The organism is Pseudomonas sp. GB2N2, from assembly GCF_054897705.1.
On record NZ_CM142701.1, the window covers coordinates 3,203,690 to 3,220,040 of the forward strand.

Sequence of the window (16,351 nt, forward strand, 5' to 3'; positions counted from 1 at the left end):
CATCCGATCAGGTTGCTGATTTATGTTCGAAAACCTCTTACAAAATCTGGGGCTCTCTGCCTTCAGCCTCAAGGGCTTCGGTCCGTTGCTGTTGGAAGGCACCTGGATGACCCTCAAATTATCGGTGTTGTCGCTCTTGGTGGCCGTGTTGCTCGGTCTGCTGGGCGCCAGTGCCAAGCTGTCTAAAGTCAAACTGGTGCGCGTGCCGGCCCAGGTCTACACCACGCTGATCCGCGGCGTGCCCGACCTGGTGCTGATGCTGCTGATTTTCTACAGCCTGCAAACCTGGCTGACGTCGCTGACCGACTACATGGAATGGGAATACATCGAGATCAACCCGTTCAGTGCCGGGGTCATCACCCTGGGCTTCATCTATGGCGCGTATTTCACCGAAACCTTCCGGGGCGCGATTCTCGCGGTACCCCGGGGTCAGGTCGAAGCAGCTACCGCCTACGGCCTCAAGCGGGGCCAGCGGTTCCGGATCGTGGTGTTTCCGCAGATGATGCGGTTTGCCCTGCCGGGTATCGGTAACAACTGGATGGTGATGCTCAAGGCCACCGCGCTGGTGTCGATCATCGGTCTCGCGGACCTGGTCAAAGCCGCGCAGGACGCCGGTAAAAGCACCTACCAACTGTTCTACTTCCTGGTCATCGCCGCGTTGATCTATCTGCTGATCACCAGCGCCTCCAACGTCGTCCTGCGCTGGCTCGAACGCCGCTACGCAGCCGGTTCCCGGGAGGCTATACGATGATCGAACTTCTGCAGGAATACTGGAAAGCCTTCCTTTATACCGATGGCACCAACATCACCGGCCTGGCCATGACGATGTGGTTGCTGACTGCTTCGATCGTCATCGGTTTTCTGGTGTCGATCCCGCTGTCCATCGCCCGGGTGTCGCCGAACTTTTACGTCCGCTGGCCGGTGCAGTTCTACACCTACCTGTTCCGCGGTACGCCTCTCTATATCCAGCTGCTGATTTGTTACACCGGCATCTATAGCCTGGCCGCCGTGCGCGCCCAACCGGTGCTGGACGCGTTCTTTCGCGACGCGATGAATTGCACCATCCTCGCGTTCGCCCTGAACACTTGCGCATACACCACGGAGATTTTCGCCGGGGCGATTCGCAGCATGAACCACGGTGAAGTCGAAGCGGCCAAGGCCTACGGCCTGACCGGCTGGAAGCTGTATGCCTACGTGATCATGCCGTCCGCCCTGCGTCGTTCGTTGCCTTATTACAGCAACGAAGTGATTCTGATGCTGCACTCGACCACCGTGGCGTTCACCGCGACCATCCCCGACATCCTGAAAGTCGCTCGGGACGCCAACTCGGCGACCTTCCTGACCTTCCAGTCGTTCGGCATCGCCGCGCTGATCTACCTGACCGTTACCTTTGCGCTGGTCGGCCTGTTCCGCCTCGCCGAACGCCGATGGCTGGCCTTCCTCGGGCCGACCCACTAGGACCCGCTTTAGGATTAAAGAGACATGCGCCACCAGATTCATGACCTGCTGGCCCCGCTGCCGGGGACCGCACGACAGATCCACAGCTTCCACTTCGGGCCGACGTCGGTCCAAGGCAAGATCTACATCCAGGCGTCCCTGCACGCCGATGAAATGCCCGGCATGCTGGTCGCCTGGCACCTCAAGCAGCGCCTCGCGGAGCTCGAAGCTGCTGGCCGCCTGCGCAGCGAAATCGTGCTGGTGCCGCTTGCCAATCCGATCGGCCTCGAACAAGTGTTGATGGACGTGCCGCTGGGCCGCTACGAGCTCGAAAGCGGGCAGAACTTCAACCGCTGGTTCGTCGATTTGAGTGAAGAAATCGGCAACGAGATCGAAAGCCAGCTCGGCGACAATGCGCAACGCAACCTGGAACTGATCCGCAACAGCCTGCGACAGGCACTGGCGCGGCAGACCGCCAGCACTCAACTGCAATCGCAACGCCTGGTCCTGCAACGACTGGCCTGCGATGCCGACATGGTGCTGGACCTGCATTGCGATTTCGAAGCGGTGGCGCACCTCTACACCACGCCTGAGGCCTGGCCTCAGGTCGAGCCGCTGGCGCGTTATATCGGCGCCGAGGCCAGTCTGCTGGCCACCGATTCCGGCGGTCAGTCGTTCGATGAATGTTTCACGTTGCTTTGGTGGCAGTTGAAGGAACGCTTCGGCGAGCAGTTCAACATTCCGCTGGGCAGCTTTTCGGTCACGGTCGAGTTGCGCGGTCAGGGTGACGTCAATCACCCATTGGCCAGCCTGGATTGCCAGGCCTTGCTCGATTACCTGATTCACTTCGGCGCGATTGCCGGCGAACCGGCGCCACTGCCGGAGCTGCCGTATCCCGCCACACCGCTGGCCGCCGTTGAACCGGTGGCGACAGCTGTCGGCGGGTTGCTGGTGTTCACCGCGCTGCCGGGGGAATACCTGCAGGCCGGGCAACTGATCGCTGAAATCATCGACCCGATCAATGATCGCGTCACCCCCGTTCATTGCACCGCTGCCGGGCTGATGTACGCCCGTTCGCTGCGGCGCATGGCCACTGCCGGCATGGTGATCGCCCACGTCGCGGGCACCGAAGCCTATCGCAGCGGCTACCTACTTTCGCCTTGAGGATGCATGCCCCATGTACAAACTGACCATCGAAGGCCTGCATAAAAGCTATGGCGATCATCATGTGCTCAAAGGCGTTTCACTCAAGGCCAATACCGGCGACGTCATCAGCCTGATTGGCGCCAGCGGCTCGGGTAAAAGCACGTTTCTGCGCTGCATCAACTTTCTCGAACAACCCAACGACGGCGCGATGACGCTGGACGGCCAGAACATCCGCATGATCAAGGATCGCCACGGCATGCACGTGGCCGACGCCGATGAACTGCAACGGATCCGTACCCGCCTGGCGATGGTGTTCCAGCATTTCAACCTGTGGAGCCACATGACCGTGCTGGAAAACATCACCATGGCCCCGCGCCGGGTGCTGGGATGCAGCAAGGAAGAAGCCGAAGACCGCGCCCGTCGCTACCTCGACAAGGTCGGCCTGGCGGCGCGCGTGGCGGACCAGTACCCGGCGTTTCTGTCCGGCGGCCAGCAGCAACGGGTGGCCATTGCCCGTGCGCTGGCGATGGAGCCGGAAGTCATGCTGTTCGACGAACCGACCTCGGCGCTTGACCCGGAACTGGTGGGTGAAGTGCTCCGAGTGATCCAGGGCCTGGCGGAAGAGGGTCGGACCATGATCATGGTCACCCACGAAATGAGCTTTGCGCGCAAGGTATCGAGCCAGGTGCTGTTTCTGCATCAAGGGCTGGTCGAGGAAGAAGGCAAGCCGGAAGATGTGCTCGGCAGCCCCAAAAGCGAGCGCTTGCAGCAATTCCTCAGCGGCAACCTGAAGTAGTACCTCCCCGGTAACCCTGTGGGAGCGGGCTGGCTCGCGAAGGCGGTGTATCAGTGACCATGTTGCTGCCTGACACGCTGCCTTCGCGAGCAAGCCTCCGACAAGGTCCGCAATGGACACAAGAACGCGTTTCGCCATTAAACCTTTTGCATTGCGCCGCGGTCTCTGAAAGAACACGTTCAGAGCGCACGCCGCCGGCATGGGAACCTCCCCCGACTACGCAAAAAAATGGTTCACCGCTCGTGGCTGGAAGCCGTTCGCCTTTCAGAAGCAAGTGTGGGCCGCCGTCAAGGACGGGCAATCCGGTTTGCTGCATGCCAGCACCGGCGCCGGTAAGACCTACGCCGTGTGGTTCGCCGCGCTCAATCGCTTCGTTTCCTCCGTAGAACAGCCGAAAAAACGCAAACCGCTGGCCCAACCGCTGACCGTGCTGTGGATAACCCCCATGCGCGCCCTGGCCGCCGACACCGCCCGCGCACTGGAAGCGCCGCTGCTCGACTTGCAGATCCCGTGGAGCGTCGGCCTGCGCACCGGCGACACCAGCAGCAGCGAACGCGCGCGCCAGAGTCGACGCATGCCAACCGCGCTGATCACCACCCCGGAAAGCCTGACCCTGATGCTCGCCCGTGCCGACGCGCACACCGCGCTGTCAACCCTGCGCATGGTCGTGGTCGATGAATGGCATGAACTGCTCGGCAACAAACGCGGCGTTCAGCTGCAACTCGCCCTCGCCCGCTTGCGAAGATGGAACCCTCAACTGATCGTCTGGGGCGTTTCTGCGACGCTGGGTAATCAGGCCCACGCCGAGGAAGTATTAATCCCACAGGGCGGCGGCATCAGCGTGCAAGGGCAAAGCACCAAGGAGCTGCGGGTCGACACCTTGCTGCCGCCCGCCACCGACCGCTTTCCCTGGGCCGGGCATATTGGCTTGAAGATGCTGCCGCAAGTCGTTGCCGAGGTGGAGTCCAGCCCCAGCAGCCTGGTGTTCACCAACACCCGCGCGCAATCGGAAATCTGGTATCAGGCCTTGTTGGAGGCGCGTCCCGACTGGGCCGGATTGATCGCCTTGCATCACGGTTCACTGTCACGTGATACCCGCGACTGGGTCGAGCGCGCGCTCAAGGATGGTCAACTCAAAGCCGTGGTCTGCACGTCCAGCCTCGACCTGGGCGTGGACTTCCTGCCAGTGGAACGGGTGCTGCAAATCGGCTCGGCCAAAGGCGTAGCCCGGCTGATGCAACGGGCCGGCCGTTCCGGCCATGCGCCGGGCCGCGTGTCGCGGGTGACGCTGGTGCCGACCCATAGCCTCGAGTTGATCGAAGCCGCTGCCGCTCAAGACGCCATCGCACAGCGACGGATCGAACCCCGTGAGTCGCCGTATAAACCCCTGGATGTGTTGGTTCAGCATCTGGTCAGCATGGCGCTAGGTGGCGGATTTGTGCCGGATGAGCTGTACGAAGAAGTACGCGGCGCCTGGGCTTATCGTGATCTCACGGCGGAAGACTGGACCTGGGCGCTGGCTTTCGTACGCTGCGGCGGCCTGTCCCTGACGGCTTATCCGGATTACCGCCGGGTCGAACCGGATGAACAAGGGATCTGGCGTGTGCCGGATGCGCGACTGGCTCGCCGCCATCGCATGAGCATCGGCACGATTGTCAGCGATGCGAGCATTCAGCTGAAGTTCTGGAGCAAGGGCGGTGGAGGCAAGCAGCTGGGCAGCGTCGAGGAAGGGTTTATTGCCCGACTCAAACCGGGTGACGGTTTTCTGTTTGCAGGACGAACCCTGGAACTGGTGCGGGTGGAGAACATGACCGCCTACGTCAAACGTAGCACGGTGAAGAAAGCGGCGGTGCCGCGCTGGAATGGCGGACGGATGCCCCTCTCGAACGAACTGGCGCAAGCCGTGGTTACGCGCTTCAGTGCGGCGGCGCATGGCGAGTTCGTCGGCCCTGAAATGCAGGCGCTGCGTCCGCTGCTGGACGTGCAGCAGCGCTGGTCCGGAATGCCAACCTCTGAAACCTTGCTGGCCGAGGCGCTGAAGTCCCGCGAAGGCTGGCATCTTTTTCTCTATCCCTTCGCCGGGCGGCAGGTCCATCTGGGGTTGGCCAGTTTGCTCGCCTGGCGAGTCAGTCAGCAGCAGCCGTTGACGTTCTCCATCGCGGTCAATGATTACGGGCTTGAGTTACTGAGCGCCACGCCGGTGAATTGGTTGAAAATGATGAGCCCTGAATTGTTAAGTCCGGAGCATTTGCTGAGGGATGTACTCGCCAGTCTCAATGCCGGCGAACTGGCCCTCCGGCGCTTCAGGGAAATCGCACGGATTGCCGGGCTGGTGTTTGCCGGCTACCCCGGCGCGCCGAAAAGTACGCGCCAGGTTCAGGCGTCGAGCGGTTTGTTTTTCGAGGTATTCAAGCAGTACGACGCAGGGAATCTGTTGCTGGCCCAGGCTGGGGAAGAAGTCCTACGGGAGGAACTGGACATTCGTCGCCTCGAACAGACGTTGCTGCATCTGAGTGAGCTCCGACTCGACTTGCATCTGATCAAGCGTCCAACGCCACTTGGCTTTCCACTGTTGGTTGAACGCATGCGCGAAAGCATGAGTTCGGAGAAATTGGCCGACCGCATCAGACGGATGGTCACCGACCTCGAGAAAACTGCCGAAACCGGAAAATCCTGATGAGCACGCCCTATCCCATACGTCTGGCGGGCGAAGAGCTGTGGCTGTTGCCGGAAAAAGCCCTCTACTGGCCGGCACAACAGGCCTTGCTGATCGCCGACGTGCATTTCGGCAAAGCCGCTGCCTATCGAAAGCTGGGGCAACCGGTCCCGCAAGGCACTACCTCTCGAAATATCGCCGTGCTGGACGGACTGCTAGAGGCGATGCCTTGCCGGCAATTAATTTTCCTTGGAGATTTTCTCCACGGTCCCGGTTCCCATGCGCCCGCGACGCTGAGCGCGCTGGCAGACTGGAGAGCGCGACACTGCGAGCTGCCCATGACGTTGATTCGCGGCAACCACGACAAGCGTGCCGGAGACCCACCCGCCTCACTGAACATATCCGTGGTAACCGAACCACTGTTGCTGGGACCTTTCTCGCTGCAACACGAGCCTGACCCGCACCCGGACCGCCATGTGCTCGCAGGCCATGTGCACCCGGTTTATCGGCTGCACGGTCGCGGACGGCAGAGTCTGCGGCTGGCGTGCTTTAGATTTGGCGCGAGAATCAGCCTGCTACCCGCCTTCGGTGCGTTTACCGGCGGTTATCAGGTTGAACGACACGATGACAGCAGGATTTTCGTCATCGGCGACAACGAAATCTGGCCAGTCAGTTGACCGGCCATTCGTCCAAAACCTGACAATCACGCAACCGGCGCGGGCGGCGGCTCGTCCGGCAAGGTCGGTTCACCAGGTTCGGTAGGCTGTTCGTTGGGGGTATCGGGATCAGGCTGACCGGGGATGCCCCCTGTCATGCTGATGGGCGGATGTGCCAACAACGACCAGGCCAGAACGCCAACCTGATTGGGCTCAAGCCTTGCCAGTTCGGCACTTATTCGCGGATCGATCTTCATAGAGCACTCCTGAGCAAAGGCCGGGTTCGCTGTGCGCGAACCCGGCAGTACACGCAATAGAGTGGATTCTTGCTCAAGTGTTCCCGTGACCTGCCGGATGACCGATCAGGTGCGTGGCAGGGTCACGCCGCGCTGGCCCTGATACTTGCCGCCACGGTCCTTGTAGGACACTTCGCACTCTTCGTCGGATTCAAGGAACAGCATCTGCGCCACGCCTTCGTTGGCGTAGATTTTCGCCGGCAGGTTAGTGGTGTTGGAGAATTCCAGGGTCACGTGGCCCTCCCACTCTGGCTCAAGCGGGGTGACGTTGACGATGATGCCGCAGCGGGCATAAGTGCTTTTGCCCAAGCAGATGGTCAATACGTTACGCGGAATACGGAAGTATTCGACGGTGCTGGCCAGCGCGAACGAGTTCGGCGGGATGATGCAGACGTCGCTGTGGATGTCGACGAAGCTGCCGGCGTCAAAATTTTTCGGGTCGACGATGGCCGAATTGATGTTGGTGAACACCTTGAAATGATTGGTGCACCGAACGTCGTAGCCGTAGCTCGACACGCCGTAGGAGATCACACGGTTATGGTCGCTGCCGCGAACCTGGCGCTCGACGAAAGGCTCGATCATGCCGTGTTCCTGCGCCATGCGGCGAATCCACTTGTCCGATTTGATGCTCATGGCGGGTGTCCTGAATAGCGAGGTGGAAAAATTCTGTCCGGCATCTTACCGGGCGCGCGCTTCGGGTTCAAAGTCCGGGGCGCAATTCTCGCCGATCCCCCGCAAATTCCGGCGCCCGCCTGCAATACGAAGCACCGTCAGTCACGAAATTAGAGAAACCTTCGCAAGAAGGATTGGCACGTTCCGGAAAAAGGGTTAAGGTGGCGCCACTGTGCTGCTTGTGTCACTGAGAATCTCTACACGATATGTTGAATTTCGATCCAACCATCTACAAGAATTTTTCCTGCTCTTTGCACTCAGTCTCGTCCAGGGTTCTTCCTGGGTCGCAGTTATCTTTGTTCAAGGAGTTACACCATGTCTAATCGCCAAACCGGTACCGTTAAGTGGTTCAACGATGAAAAAGGCTTCGGCTTCATCACTCCACAATCCGGTGACGACCTGTTCGTTCACTTCAAAGCTATCCAATCCGACGGCTTCAAAAGCCTGAAAGAAGGCCAACAGGTTTCTTTCATCGCTACCCGCGGTCAGAAAGGCATGCAAGCTGAAGAAGTTCAAGTTATCTAACTTGTACTTGCTTTAGTAAAAAGCCCCGCCCTTAAAAGCGGGGCTTTTTTGTGCTTGTGTGTTTTACAGGCAAAAAAAATCGCAGCCCATGGCTGCGATTTTTTTGCGGCTTACCAGGCCACACCAAATCCAGCGGTGTAACGGGTCTTCTCCAGATCCGCATCGTCAGTACCACTGATGATGTCTCGCTCGGCCTTCAGGTTAAGCGACGCCCACTCGGTCACCTTGTAGCGCAGGCCCATTTCAGCGTCCAGCGCGTAATCCGCCACGCCCGACAACGGCTTGCCCACTTCGCCATTGGTGAAGAACTCCACCTTCTTGCCGATCAAGTAGCGGTTGTAATCCCACTTCATCGCCAGTGAATAGAAGTTCTCTTTGCTGCCGTCGGAGAACTGGTAGTCCGTGCGGTTGAGCAGCGAACCCAGCGAGAACGCGCCAAGCTCGTCATCCCAGAACTGATAACCCGGACCGGTACCGAGGGTGCGCTGACGGGACAGGTCTTCAACCTTGTCGCGCTTATAGACCGCCCGCCCCTGCCAGAACCATTTCTCGGTCAGGAAGCGGTCGAGGGAGTATTCGCCACGCCAATTGTCCGTCGTGACCACGTCATCCTGGAACTCGCGGTTGTATTCACCTTCTGCGGTGTGACGCCATCTGCCATGGCGGGCCGTGGTCTTGAAATCGATGTCGTAGTCGTCGGTGTCCTTTTCCGCCCGCTGGTAATCCAGCGCCGCATCGATATTGCCTTTCCAGACCAAATCTTCGACCAACGGCTTGGGCTTGAGAATCTGTTGGATGCTCGCCAGTTCGACCGTCTTCGGCGCTTCACCGTTTTCCAGCGTCACCTTGCCATCGTCCGCTGGGTGCAGCGACTTGGCTTTTTCACCGGTGTAAGCGTCCTGCTTGACGAGCAACTCCTGGTCACTTTCCAGGGTTTTGACCTGCTTCCAGTCGATCGGCACAGCGCCGGCGTAGTCGGTCTGAATCAACAGTTTGCCGCCATCGAACAACGTGATCTTGCCGCTCAGCTTGTCACCGTTCTTCAACCAGACGGTATCGGCGAGCAAAGGCATGGAAGCACTCATGACAGCGAGGCACAGCAGGGTTCTGGACACCATAAGCAAATACGGGCTCAAGTTTGCGAAAAAAAGACGGCATTATCCGTAGGAATAAGACCCTAGCAAGGACTGACCCGGCTAATTCTATTGAGTTCATTTCTCAGATGCGCATCTGCGATTTACCCTACAGACGGTCGCCTACTGTAGGAGCGAGCCTGCTCGCGATAAACTCGAGATCGGCGCGTTTTGCCAGGCAGCTAGAGTCATCGTCAACGACCATCGCGAGCAGGCTCGCTCCTACAGGGATCCCGGATGTGACCAACGCCGATACAGAAACCGACAGCCCGGCGCAAATCCGACGCACGGCACTCTACCTCACGCTGGCGCAAGTGCCCGAAGGCAAAGTCGTGAGTTACGGACAACTTGCCGAACTGGCCGGATTGGGTCGCGCCGCGCGGTATGTCGGTCGCACCCTGAGCCAGTTGCCCGTAGACACCAAGCTGCCCTGGCACCGCGTACTCGGCGCCGGCGGGCGGATCAGCCTGCCCGTCGGCAGCGCATCCGGAGATGAGCAGCGCGCGCGTTTACGCGGCGAAGGCATCAGTGTCCTGAATAATCGTGTTGATATTCAGCGCCATGGCTGGCGCCCGGTAGAGCACAGCGGTTAGAGTGCGCGCTTTGTTTCCGTAATCTTGAGGCAGACTCCAGCCCATGCCCCGTAAAACCTGGCGCGCCGCGCTCGCCGCCTATGCCAGCCCCTCAACACTTGTGCTGTTGCTGCTTGGTTTCGCCGCCGGCTTGCCCTACATGCTGGTGTTTTCGACACTGTCGGTCTGGTTGCGTGAAGCCGGTGTGGCTCGCGAAACCATCGGCTATGCAAGCCTGATCGGTCTGGCCTACGCCTTTAAATGGGTCTGGTCGCCGCTGCTCGACCAATGGCGCCTGCCTTTGCTCGGCAAGCTCGGGCGCCGACGGTCGTGGCTGGTACTTTCCCAGGCAATGGTCATCCTCGGCCTGATCGGGATGGGCTTTTGCGACCCGCAAAAACACCTGTCCTGGTTGATTGCCATCGCCGTCGTCGTGGCCTTCTCCTCGGCGACGCAAGACATCGCGGTCGACGCCTATCGCCTGGAAATCGCCGAAGACAGCCGTCAGGCAGCGCTCGCTGCGAGCTACATGTCCGGCTATCGGATCGCGGCGCTACTGGCCACCGCCGGCGCGCTGTTCTTCGCGGAGGGCTTTGGCTCTACCGGTTTCAACTACCAGCATTCGGCATGGGCCGGCACTTACCTGCTGTTTGCCGGCCTGATGATCCCGGCGCTGCTGACCTCCTTCTTCATGCGCGAACCGCCGGTGCCATTGCGCACCCAATTGCAGGCCGGGCGCTACAGCTTTGCGCATCAACTGGCCTCGGTGTTCGTGCTGATCGTGCTGCTGGTTTCCGTGCCGGCCATGTTCACCCAGCTCTATAACACCGACTTCGCCAGCGTGCTGTTCGACGGCGTGAGCCTGCTAGACCTGCTGCTCCAGGACCGCGCGTTCCTGCGGGCGATTCTCTACACCACGCTGACCGCCCTGTGCCTGTCGGCCATCGGTCGACGTGGCCTCGCGCCTGTACTGACGCCGGTCAACGACTTCATTCTGCGTTACCGCTGGCAAGCGTTTCTGCTGCTCGGGCTGATCGCCACGTACCGGATGTCGGATACGGTGATGGGCGTGATGGCCAACGTCTTTTATATCGATCAGGGTTTTACCAAGGATCAGATTGCCAGCGTCAGCAAGATTTTCGGCCTGATCATGACCCTGGTGGGCGCCGGCATGGGCGGCCTGCTGATCGTGCGTTTCGGCATCTTGCCGATTCTGTTCATCGGTGGCGTGACCTCAGCGGGCACCAATTTACTGTTCCTGATGCTCGCCGACATGGGCGCCAACCTGAACATGCTGATCCTGACCATTTCCCTGGACAACTTCAGTTCAGGCCTGGCGACCTCGGCGTTCGTCGCCTATCTGTCGAGCCTGACCAACCTCAAGTTCTCCGCCACTCAGTACGCCCTGCTCAGCTCGATCATGCTTTTGCTGCCGCGCCTGATCGGCGGCTACTCAGGGGTCATGGTAGAGAAATTCGGCTATCACAATTTCTTCCTGATCACCGCGCTGCTCGGGGTTCCGACACTGCTGCTGATCGCCTTGCACTGGTTCCAGGAAAGTCGCCGCGAAGGCCCGACAACCAAACCTGAACCGGCGCCGACCCAGGTCGTGGAAGAATCGTAGGAAGCTTCGCACAGGGCGTGGAGATTCCCGCTCTCCTGCCACACCACCGACCGCGCGCCTGTACGCCAGCAGATCTCGCCCGTACAATGCTCCGTCATTTCTCGTCATCAGCAACCGACAACGGCCAACCATGCGCACCAGTCAATTTTTGCTCGCCACACAGAAAGAAACGCCTTCCGACGCGGTCGTGATCAGCCACCAGCTGATGCTGCGCGCCGGCATGATCCGCAAACTCGCCTCGGGCCTGTACACTTGGCTGCCGATGGGCTTGCGAGTGATGCGCAAGGTCGAAGCCGTCGTTCGTGAAGAAATGAACGCCGCCGGCTCTCTTGAAGTGTTGATGCCGAGCACGCAACCGGCTGAGCTGTGGCAGGAATCCGGTCGCTGGGAAGAATACGGCCCTGAATTGCTCCGTTTCAAGGATCGCCACGGTCGCGACTTCTGCGCCGGCCCGACCCACGAAGAAGTGATCACCGACCTGATGCGCAACGAATTGAGCAGTTACAAACAGCTGCCGATCAACCTGTATCAGATCCAGACCAAATTCCGTGACGAAATCCGCCCACGCTTCGGTTTGATGCGCGGCCGCGAATTCATCATGAAGGACGCCTATTCGTTCCACGCGGACCAGGCTTCGCTGCAGGTCACTTACGACCGCATGCACCAGGCGTACTGCAACGTGTTCACCCGTCTGGGCCTGAAGTTCCGTCCAGTAGAAGCCGATAACGGCTCCATTGGCGGCGCCGGTTCCCACGAGTTCCACGTACTGGCCGACTCCGGCGAAGACGATATCGTCTTCAGCAACGGTTCCGACTATGCGGCGAACATCGAGAAAGCCGAAGCCGTGCCACGGGAAACCTCCCGCCCTGCACCGGCTGAAGAGCTGCGCCTGATTGACACCCCGAACGCCAAGACCATCGCGCAACTGGTCGAAGGCTTCAACCTGCCGATCGAGAAAACCATCAAGACCCTGGTGGTCCACGCTGAAGAAGCCGGCAAGCTGATTGCCCTGATCATCCGTGGCGACCACGAGCTGAACGAAATCAAGGCCGCCAACCAGCCAGGCGTTGCCAGCCCGCTGGTCATGGCGTCCGAAAGCGAACTGCGCGACGCCATTGGCGCCGGCGCCGGTTCCCTGGGCCCGTTGAACCTGCCATTGCCGATCATCATCGACCGTTCCGTCGAGCTGATGAGTGACTTCGGGATCGGTGCGAACATCGACGACAAGCACTATTTCGGCGTGAACTGGGAGCGTGATCTGCCGGTTCCGACGGTGGCCGACCTGCGCAACGTGGTGGCTGGCGATCCTAGCCCTGACGGCAAAGGCACCCTGGAAATCAAGCGCGGCATCGAAGTCGGGCACATCTTCCAGCTGGGCAACAAATACAGCAAAGCGATGAAGTGCGAAGTGCTGGGCGAGAACGGCAAGCCAGTCACCCTGGAAATGGGCTGCTACGGCATCGGCGTTTCCCGCGTGGTGGCTGCGGCCATCGAACAGGGCAACGACGACAAGGGGATCATCTGGAGCGACACACTGGCCCCCTTCCAGATCGCGCTGGTACCGCTGCGCTACGACAACGAGCAGGTTCGCGAAGCGACCGACAAGCTGTATGCAGAATTGACCGCAGCCGGTTTCGAAGTGCTGCTGGACGATCGCGACAAGAAAACCAGCCCGGGCATCAAGTTCGCGGACATGGAGCTGATCGGCATTCCTCACCGGATCGTGGTCAGTGACCGCGGCCTCGCCGAAGGCAATCTGGAATACAAGAGCCGCACCGAGGCCGAAGCGCAAGCGCTTCCGGTCGCTGACGTGCTGTCTTTCCTCCAGGCCCGAATCCGCCGCTGACACCAGATAGAGAAGTCATGTTCAAGCGAAACACCTTAGGCCTCGGTGGTGCTGCCCTGTGCGGCGCCCTGCTGGTCAGCGGCTGTGCCAATCAGATGTCACAACGCAGCGAGCACGAGGAACGTGTCGAGCGTAAATTGCTCGATCACAGCCTGCAGATCGATGTCGGTGAGCCCAAGGTCCTTGAGCTGCCGCAACGTCGGGTGAAGATCCACGAGCAGAAAACTTTCGAAGTCACTGAATTCGAAGTCACTCGTCATTACGATCGCTACACGCCTTACCAACCCTGGCGGGAGATTTACGAGATCCCGCTGGGGGCGGTGGCTGTGGTGGCCGGCGTCGGCGCGAACGTAGTCAACGTTTTCGCCCTGGGCAATTTGCCGGACAGCGTGACCAAGGACTGGATCAGCTACGGCGTCGCCGGGCTCAACCCGTTCATGAACGCGCCGTCCCACGGCCGTGCCCAGCAGAACCTCGCCGGCATCGACGAAGTCCAGCTCGACAAGCGCACCGAATACTCGAGCCTGCCCTGGAGCGAGCGTCCGGTGGAGGTCAAGGCCGGCAAGGAAACCTTCGAGCTGACCACCGACAAAAACGGCGTATTGCGGATCAATCTGCTGGACAGCCCGTTCGCCGAACACGACATTAATCACCTCAGTCGATTGCTGATCAGGGTCGAAGACGGTCAGGACGATGTGCACACCGACTCCTCGCTGGCGGTCAGCAGTTCGCTGCGCGGCAAGCTGCTGGAAGCGCACGAGCTGATTTACGACGACCTTGAAGACGACGAAGTGCGCCAGTGGGTGCACCGGGTCAAGCGCCTGTCGGAGTTGGGTCTGGAAGAAGAAGCCAGTGAGCTGGAACAGAGCCTGATTGAGCTGACGCGTAACGATCCTGAGTTGCAGACCGAGTTTCTCAAGTCGTTGACCCGGGATGCCGGGCGACTCGTAGCCGATCCAGGACCGAATTAAGCCTGAAAAACATCGCGGGCAAGCCCGCGATGAGGCCCTTTAACCGCCACTGAACTACCGCTCAAACAATTCCATCTGCTCAAACCCGCCCCGCAAATCCTCCAGCCTCACCCCGACCCCCAACAACCGCACCGGTTTCCCGCCGCGATTGAATGCCTGGGTCAACAACAGCTTATAACTCTGAAGATCCCGCCCTGCCCCGGCCTGCTCCAATGTGGTCTGGGTGAAGTCATGGAATTTTACTTTGACGAACGGCTTGCCCGGTCGATAGCTGCTGTCGATCCGCGCCATCCGACCCGCCAGGGTTTCCAGCAACTCGGGCAATTTATCCAGGCAACTCACCAGATCCGGCAGATCAACGTCGTAGGTGTTTTCGACACTGATCGACTGCCGCCGGCTGTCGTTGTGCACCAACCGGTCATCGATCCCACGCGCCAGGCTCCATAAGCGTTCACCAAAACTGCCAAATTCACGCACCAGCGCCAACTTGTCCCACTCGCGCAAATGCGAACAATCGACGACGCCGAGCCTTCCGAGTTTGTCGGCGGTGACTTTGCCAACGCCGTGCAGCTTGCTCACGGGCAATCCACTGACAAAGTCCTCGACCTGATCCGGGGTGATAACGAACAAGCCGTTGGGTTTTTTCCAGTCACTGGCGATCTTCGCCAGGAATTTGTTCGGCGCCACGCCCGCCGAGACTGTGATGTGCAACTGGTTGGACACGCGGCGACGGATATCCTGGGCAATGCGCGTGGCGCTGCCGCCGAAATGCGCGCAATCCGATACGTCCAGGAAAGCCTCATCGAGGGAAAGCGGTTCGATCAGGTCAGTGTAATCGCTGAAGATCGTATGAATTTCCTTCGACGCTTCTCTATAGGCGTCCATGCGCGGCTTGACGATGGTCAGGTCGGGGCACAACTTCAACGCATGCCCGGACGACATCGCCGAACGCACGCCATACGCTCGCGCTTCATAGTTGCAGGTGGCAATCACCCCGCGCCGATCCGCCGAACCACCGACTGCTAGAGGCTTGCCCGCCAGGCGCGGGTCGTCACGCATCTCGATGGCGGCGTAAAAGCAGTCACAATCGACGTGGATGATTTTTCGCTGGGTCATATAAAAGCGGTGGTCATGGCGAAGAAATGGAGTCAGGGAAAGCAGGATCGGCAGTATCTCACTGACACCTGTATATAGCACCAGTAGTCCGAATGTTCTTCACCAATGGTAGGAAAAGATACCGATGAATTTATTTTCTCAATTGAAATCCGTCTCCCGATAGAGCTGCAAGCCTTGCCGCGCCTGACTTACAGCCGGTTACATTGCCCTCGTTTCAAGCTAAGCGGTTGAAGCAGAACAGGTTTTATCCCGATTGAAGGTTGACAGCCCGGCGATCCTCTGTAGAATGCCGACACACAGACGCGGGATGGAGCAGTCTGGTAGCTCGTCGGGCTCATAACCCGAAGGTCGTCGGTTCAAATCCGGCTCCCGCAACCAAACATCAAAAAAGGCTACTCGAAAGAGTGGCCTTTTTTGTGCGCGCCTGTTTCAGGTCGAAACCAGAAGTCGTTCAGATTCCTAAACTTAGCGCTCCCCTGCGACCGTTCGCCGCTTATTCACGCTTATTTGACCCGCTTCTGGATTAACGGTTGACAGCCCGGCGTATCTCTATAGAATGCCGCCACACAGACGCGGGATGGAGCAGTCTGGTAGCTCGTCGGGCTCATAACCCGAAGGTCGTCGGTTCAAATCCGGCTCCCGCAACCAAACATCAAAAAAGGCTACTCGAAAGAGTGGCCTTTTTTGTATCTGCTGAAAAAGTCCTTTCGCAACAATGACCTGTCATTCTGTCGTGACACGCCAGGGATCAACAAAGCGCTGAGATCAGACTATGCTGAATCGCAGACAATACCTGTCACGACGGAACGCATGCCCTCACCCACAACCGGTGAGAGGCGTTAATATTTGTGATTATTTTTTTCTACAGGGATTGGTAACTTGGCTGGATACCTCCATCCTGTCGC

Annotated in this window: 15 protein-coding genes and 2 tRNA genes; 13 read left to right on the top strand and 4 right to left on the bottom strand. The window is 59.5% G+C overall.

Annotated elements, in window-relative coordinates; genetic code table 11:
* Positions 1-22 precede the first annotated feature (22 nt).
* From ACYZT4_RS14910 to pdeM, 6 genes are all read left to right on the top strand, one after another.
* Complete coding sequence (locus ACYZT4_RS14910) at positions 23-751, top strand: ABC transporter permease (RefSeq protein ID WP_461980809.1); 729 nt, start codon at positions 23-25, stop codon at positions 749-751.
* A complete protein-coding gene (locus ACYZT4_RS14915; RefSeq protein WP_461980811.1) occupies positions 748-1,458 on the top strand; it encodes an ABC transporter permease in 711 nt (236 codons plus the stop codon). Before ACYZT4_RS14910 ends, ACYZT4_RS14915 begins: the two co-directional genes overlap by 4 nt.
* A gap of 24 nt (positions 1,459-1,482) precedes the next feature.
* Complete coding sequence (locus ACYZT4_RS14920; RefSeq protein WP_461980813.1) at positions 1,483-2,601, top strand: succinylglutamate desuccinylase/aspartoacylase family protein; 1,119 nt, start codon at positions 1,483-1,485, stop codon at positions 2,599-2,601.
* A 13-nt stretch (positions 2,602-2,614) separates the two neighbouring features.
* On the top strand, positions 2,615-3,379 hold the full coding sequence (locus ACYZT4_RS14925; protein ID WP_461980815.1) for an ABC transporter ATP-binding protein: 765 nt from the start codon (positions 2,615-2,617) through the stop codon (positions 3,377-3,379).
* 199 nt (positions 3,380-3,578) lie between these two features.
* Complete coding sequence (locus ACYZT4_RS14930; RefSeq protein ID WP_461980817.1) at positions 3,579-6,056, top strand: ligase-associated DNA damage response DEXH box helicase; 2,478 nt, start codon at positions 3,579-3,581, stop codon at positions 6,054-6,056.
* Positions 6,056-6,712 carry a ligase-associated DNA damage response endonuclease PdeM gene (gene pdeM, locus ACYZT4_RS14935; RefSeq protein WP_461980819.1) on the top strand — a complete coding sequence of 219 codons (657 nt, stop codon included), beginning with the start codon at positions 6,056-6,058 and terminating at the stop codon, positions 6,710-6,712. The genes ACYZT4_RS14930 and pdeM overlap by 1 nt, the downstream gene beginning before the upstream one ends.
* A gap of 26 nt (positions 6,713-6,738) precedes the next feature.
* On the opposite strand, the gene ACYZT4_RS14940 is transcribed toward pdeM, so the two are convergent.
* Together ACYZT4_RS14940 and dcd are read right to left on the bottom strand one after the other, a co-directional pair.
* Positions 6,739-6,948 carry a hypothetical protein gene (locus ACYZT4_RS14940; RefSeq protein ID WP_461980821.1) on the bottom strand — a complete coding sequence of 70 codons (210 nt, stop codon included), beginning with the start codon at positions 6,946-6,948 and terminating at the stop codon, positions 6,739-6,741.
* A 105-nt stretch (positions 6,949-7,053) separates the two neighbouring features.
* Entirely contained in the window at positions 7,054-7,620 is a 567-nt protein-coding gene (gene dcd / locus ACYZT4_RS14945) for a dCTP deaminase (RefSeq protein WP_461980823.1), read from the bottom strand.
* 354 nt (positions 7,621-7,974) lie between these two features.
* Here dcd and ACYZT4_RS14950 point away from each other — a divergent pair, with 354 nt between their 5' ends.
* Positions 7,975-8,184, top strand: a complete 210-nt coding sequence (locus ACYZT4_RS14950) for a cold-shock protein (RefSeq protein ID WP_002554837.1) — start codon at positions 7,975-7,977, stop codon at positions 8,182-8,184.
* A gap of 110 nt (positions 8,185-8,294) precedes the next feature.
* Here ACYZT4_RS14950 and ACYZT4_RS14955 read toward each other — a convergent pair whose 3' ends face one another.
* Positions 8,295-9,302, bottom strand: coding sequence for a DUF481 domain-containing protein (locus ACYZT4_RS14955; RefSeq protein ID WP_461980825.1), 1,008 nt, complete (start codon positions 9,300-9,302; stop codon positions 8,295-8,297).
* Positions 9,303-9,547: 245 nt separating this feature from the next.
* On the opposite strand from ACYZT4_RS14955, the gene ACYZT4_RS14960 reads away from it, so the two are divergent.
* From ACYZT4_RS14960 to ACYZT4_RS14975, 4 genes are all read left to right on the top strand, one after another.
* Positions 9,548-9,910 carry an MGMT family protein gene (locus ACYZT4_RS14960; RefSeq protein ID WP_461988690.1) on the top strand — a complete coding sequence of 121 codons (363 nt, stop codon included), beginning with the start codon at positions 9,548-9,550 and terminating at the stop codon, positions 9,908-9,910.
* A 43-nt stretch (positions 9,911-9,953) separates the two neighbouring features.
* Positions 9,954-11,513 carry an AmpG family muropeptide MFS transporter gene (locus ACYZT4_RS14965; protein WP_461980827.1) on the top strand — a complete coding sequence of 520 codons (1,560 nt, stop codon included), beginning with the start codon at positions 9,954-9,956 and terminating at the stop codon, positions 11,511-11,513.
* A gap of 130 nt (positions 11,514-11,643) precedes the next feature.
* Positions 11,644-13,359, top strand: coding sequence for a proline--tRNA ligase (locus ACYZT4_RS14970; RefSeq protein WP_461980829.1), 1,716 nt, complete (start codon positions 11,644-11,646; stop codon positions 13,357-13,359).
* Between the two features lie 17 nt (positions 13,360-13,376).
* Entirely contained in the window at positions 13,377-14,330 is a 954-nt protein-coding gene (locus ACYZT4_RS14975) for a hypothetical protein (protein WP_461980831.1), read from the top strand.
* A 54-nt stretch (positions 14,331-14,384) separates the two neighbouring features.
* Here the strand turns inward: ACYZT4_RS14975 and dinB are convergent, their stop codons facing one another.
* The gene (gene dinB / locus ACYZT4_RS14980; protein WP_461980833.1) at positions 14,385-15,446 is read right to left on the bottom strand and encodes a DNA polymerase IV; all 1,062 of its coding nucleotides are present in this window, start codon (positions 15,444-15,446) and stop codon (positions 14,385-14,387) included.
* 301 nt (positions 15,447-15,747) lie between these two features.
* Here dinB and ACYZT4_RS14985 point away from each other — a divergent pair.
* Positions 15,748-15,824 (top strand) — tRNA-Met (locus ACYZT4_RS14985).
* A 193-nt stretch (positions 15,825-16,017) separates the two neighbouring features.
* Positions 16,018-16,094: transfer RNA gene (locus ACYZT4_RS14990), tRNA-Met, on the top strand.
* Positions 16,095-16,351: the final 257 nt, after the last annotated feature.

Excerpts from the sequence above, each read along its gene's own strand:
- ACYZT4_RS14910 (WP_461980809.1), top strand. The coding sequence starts at position 23 with ATGTTCGAAAACCTCTTACAAAATCTGGGGCTCTCTGCCTTCAGCCTC.
- ACYZT4_RS14915 (WP_461980811.1), top strand. The coding sequence starts at position 748 with ATGATCGAACTTCTGCAGGAATACTGGAAAGCCTTCCTTTATACCGAT.
- ACYZT4_RS14920 (WP_461980813.1), top strand. The coding sequence starts at position 1,483 with ATGCGCCACCAGATTCATGACCTGCTGGCCCCGCTGCCGGGGACCGCA.
- ACYZT4_RS14925 (WP_461980815.1), top strand. The coding sequence starts at position 2,615 with ATGTACAAACTGACCATCGAAGGCCTGCATAAAAGCTATGGCGATCAT.
- ACYZT4_RS14930 (WP_461980817.1), top strand. The coding sequence starts at position 3,579 with ATGGGAACCTCCCCCGACTACGCAAAAAAATGGTTCACCGCTCGTGGC.
- pdeM (WP_461980819.1), top strand. The coding sequence starts at position 6,056 with ATGAGCACGCCCTATCCCATACGTCTGGCGGGCGAAGAGCTGTGGCTG.
- ACYZT4_RS14940 (WP_461980821.1), bottom strand. The coding sequence starts at position 6,948 with ATGAAGATCGATCCGCGAATAAGTGCCGAACTGGCAAGGCTTGAGCCC.
- dcd (WP_461980823.1), bottom strand. The coding sequence starts at position 7,620 with ATGAGCATCAAATCGGACAAGTGGATTCGCCGCATGGCGCAGGAACAC.
- ACYZT4_RS14950 (WP_002554837.1), top strand. The coding sequence starts at position 7,975 with ATGTCTAATCGCCAAACCGGTACCGTTAAGTGGTTCAACGATGAAAAA.
- ACYZT4_RS14955 (WP_461980825.1), bottom strand. The coding sequence starts at position 9,302 with ATGGTGTCCAGAACCCTGCTGTGCCTCGCTGTCATGAGTGCTTCCATG.
- ACYZT4_RS14965 (WP_461980827.1), top strand. The coding sequence starts at position 9,954 with ATGCCCCGTAAAACCTGGCGCGCCGCGCTCGCCGCCTATGCCAGCCCC.
- ACYZT4_RS14970 (WP_461980829.1), top strand. The coding sequence starts at position 11,644 with ATGCGCACCAGTCAATTTTTGCTCGCCACACAGAAAGAAACGCCTTCC.
- ACYZT4_RS14975 (WP_461980831.1), top strand. The coding sequence starts at position 13,377 with ATGTTCAAGCGAAACACCTTAGGCCTCGGTGGTGCTGCCCTGTGCGGC.
- dinB (WP_461980833.1), bottom strand. The coding sequence starts at position 15,446 with ATGACCCAGCGAAAAATCATCCACGTCGATTGTGACTGCTTTTACGCC.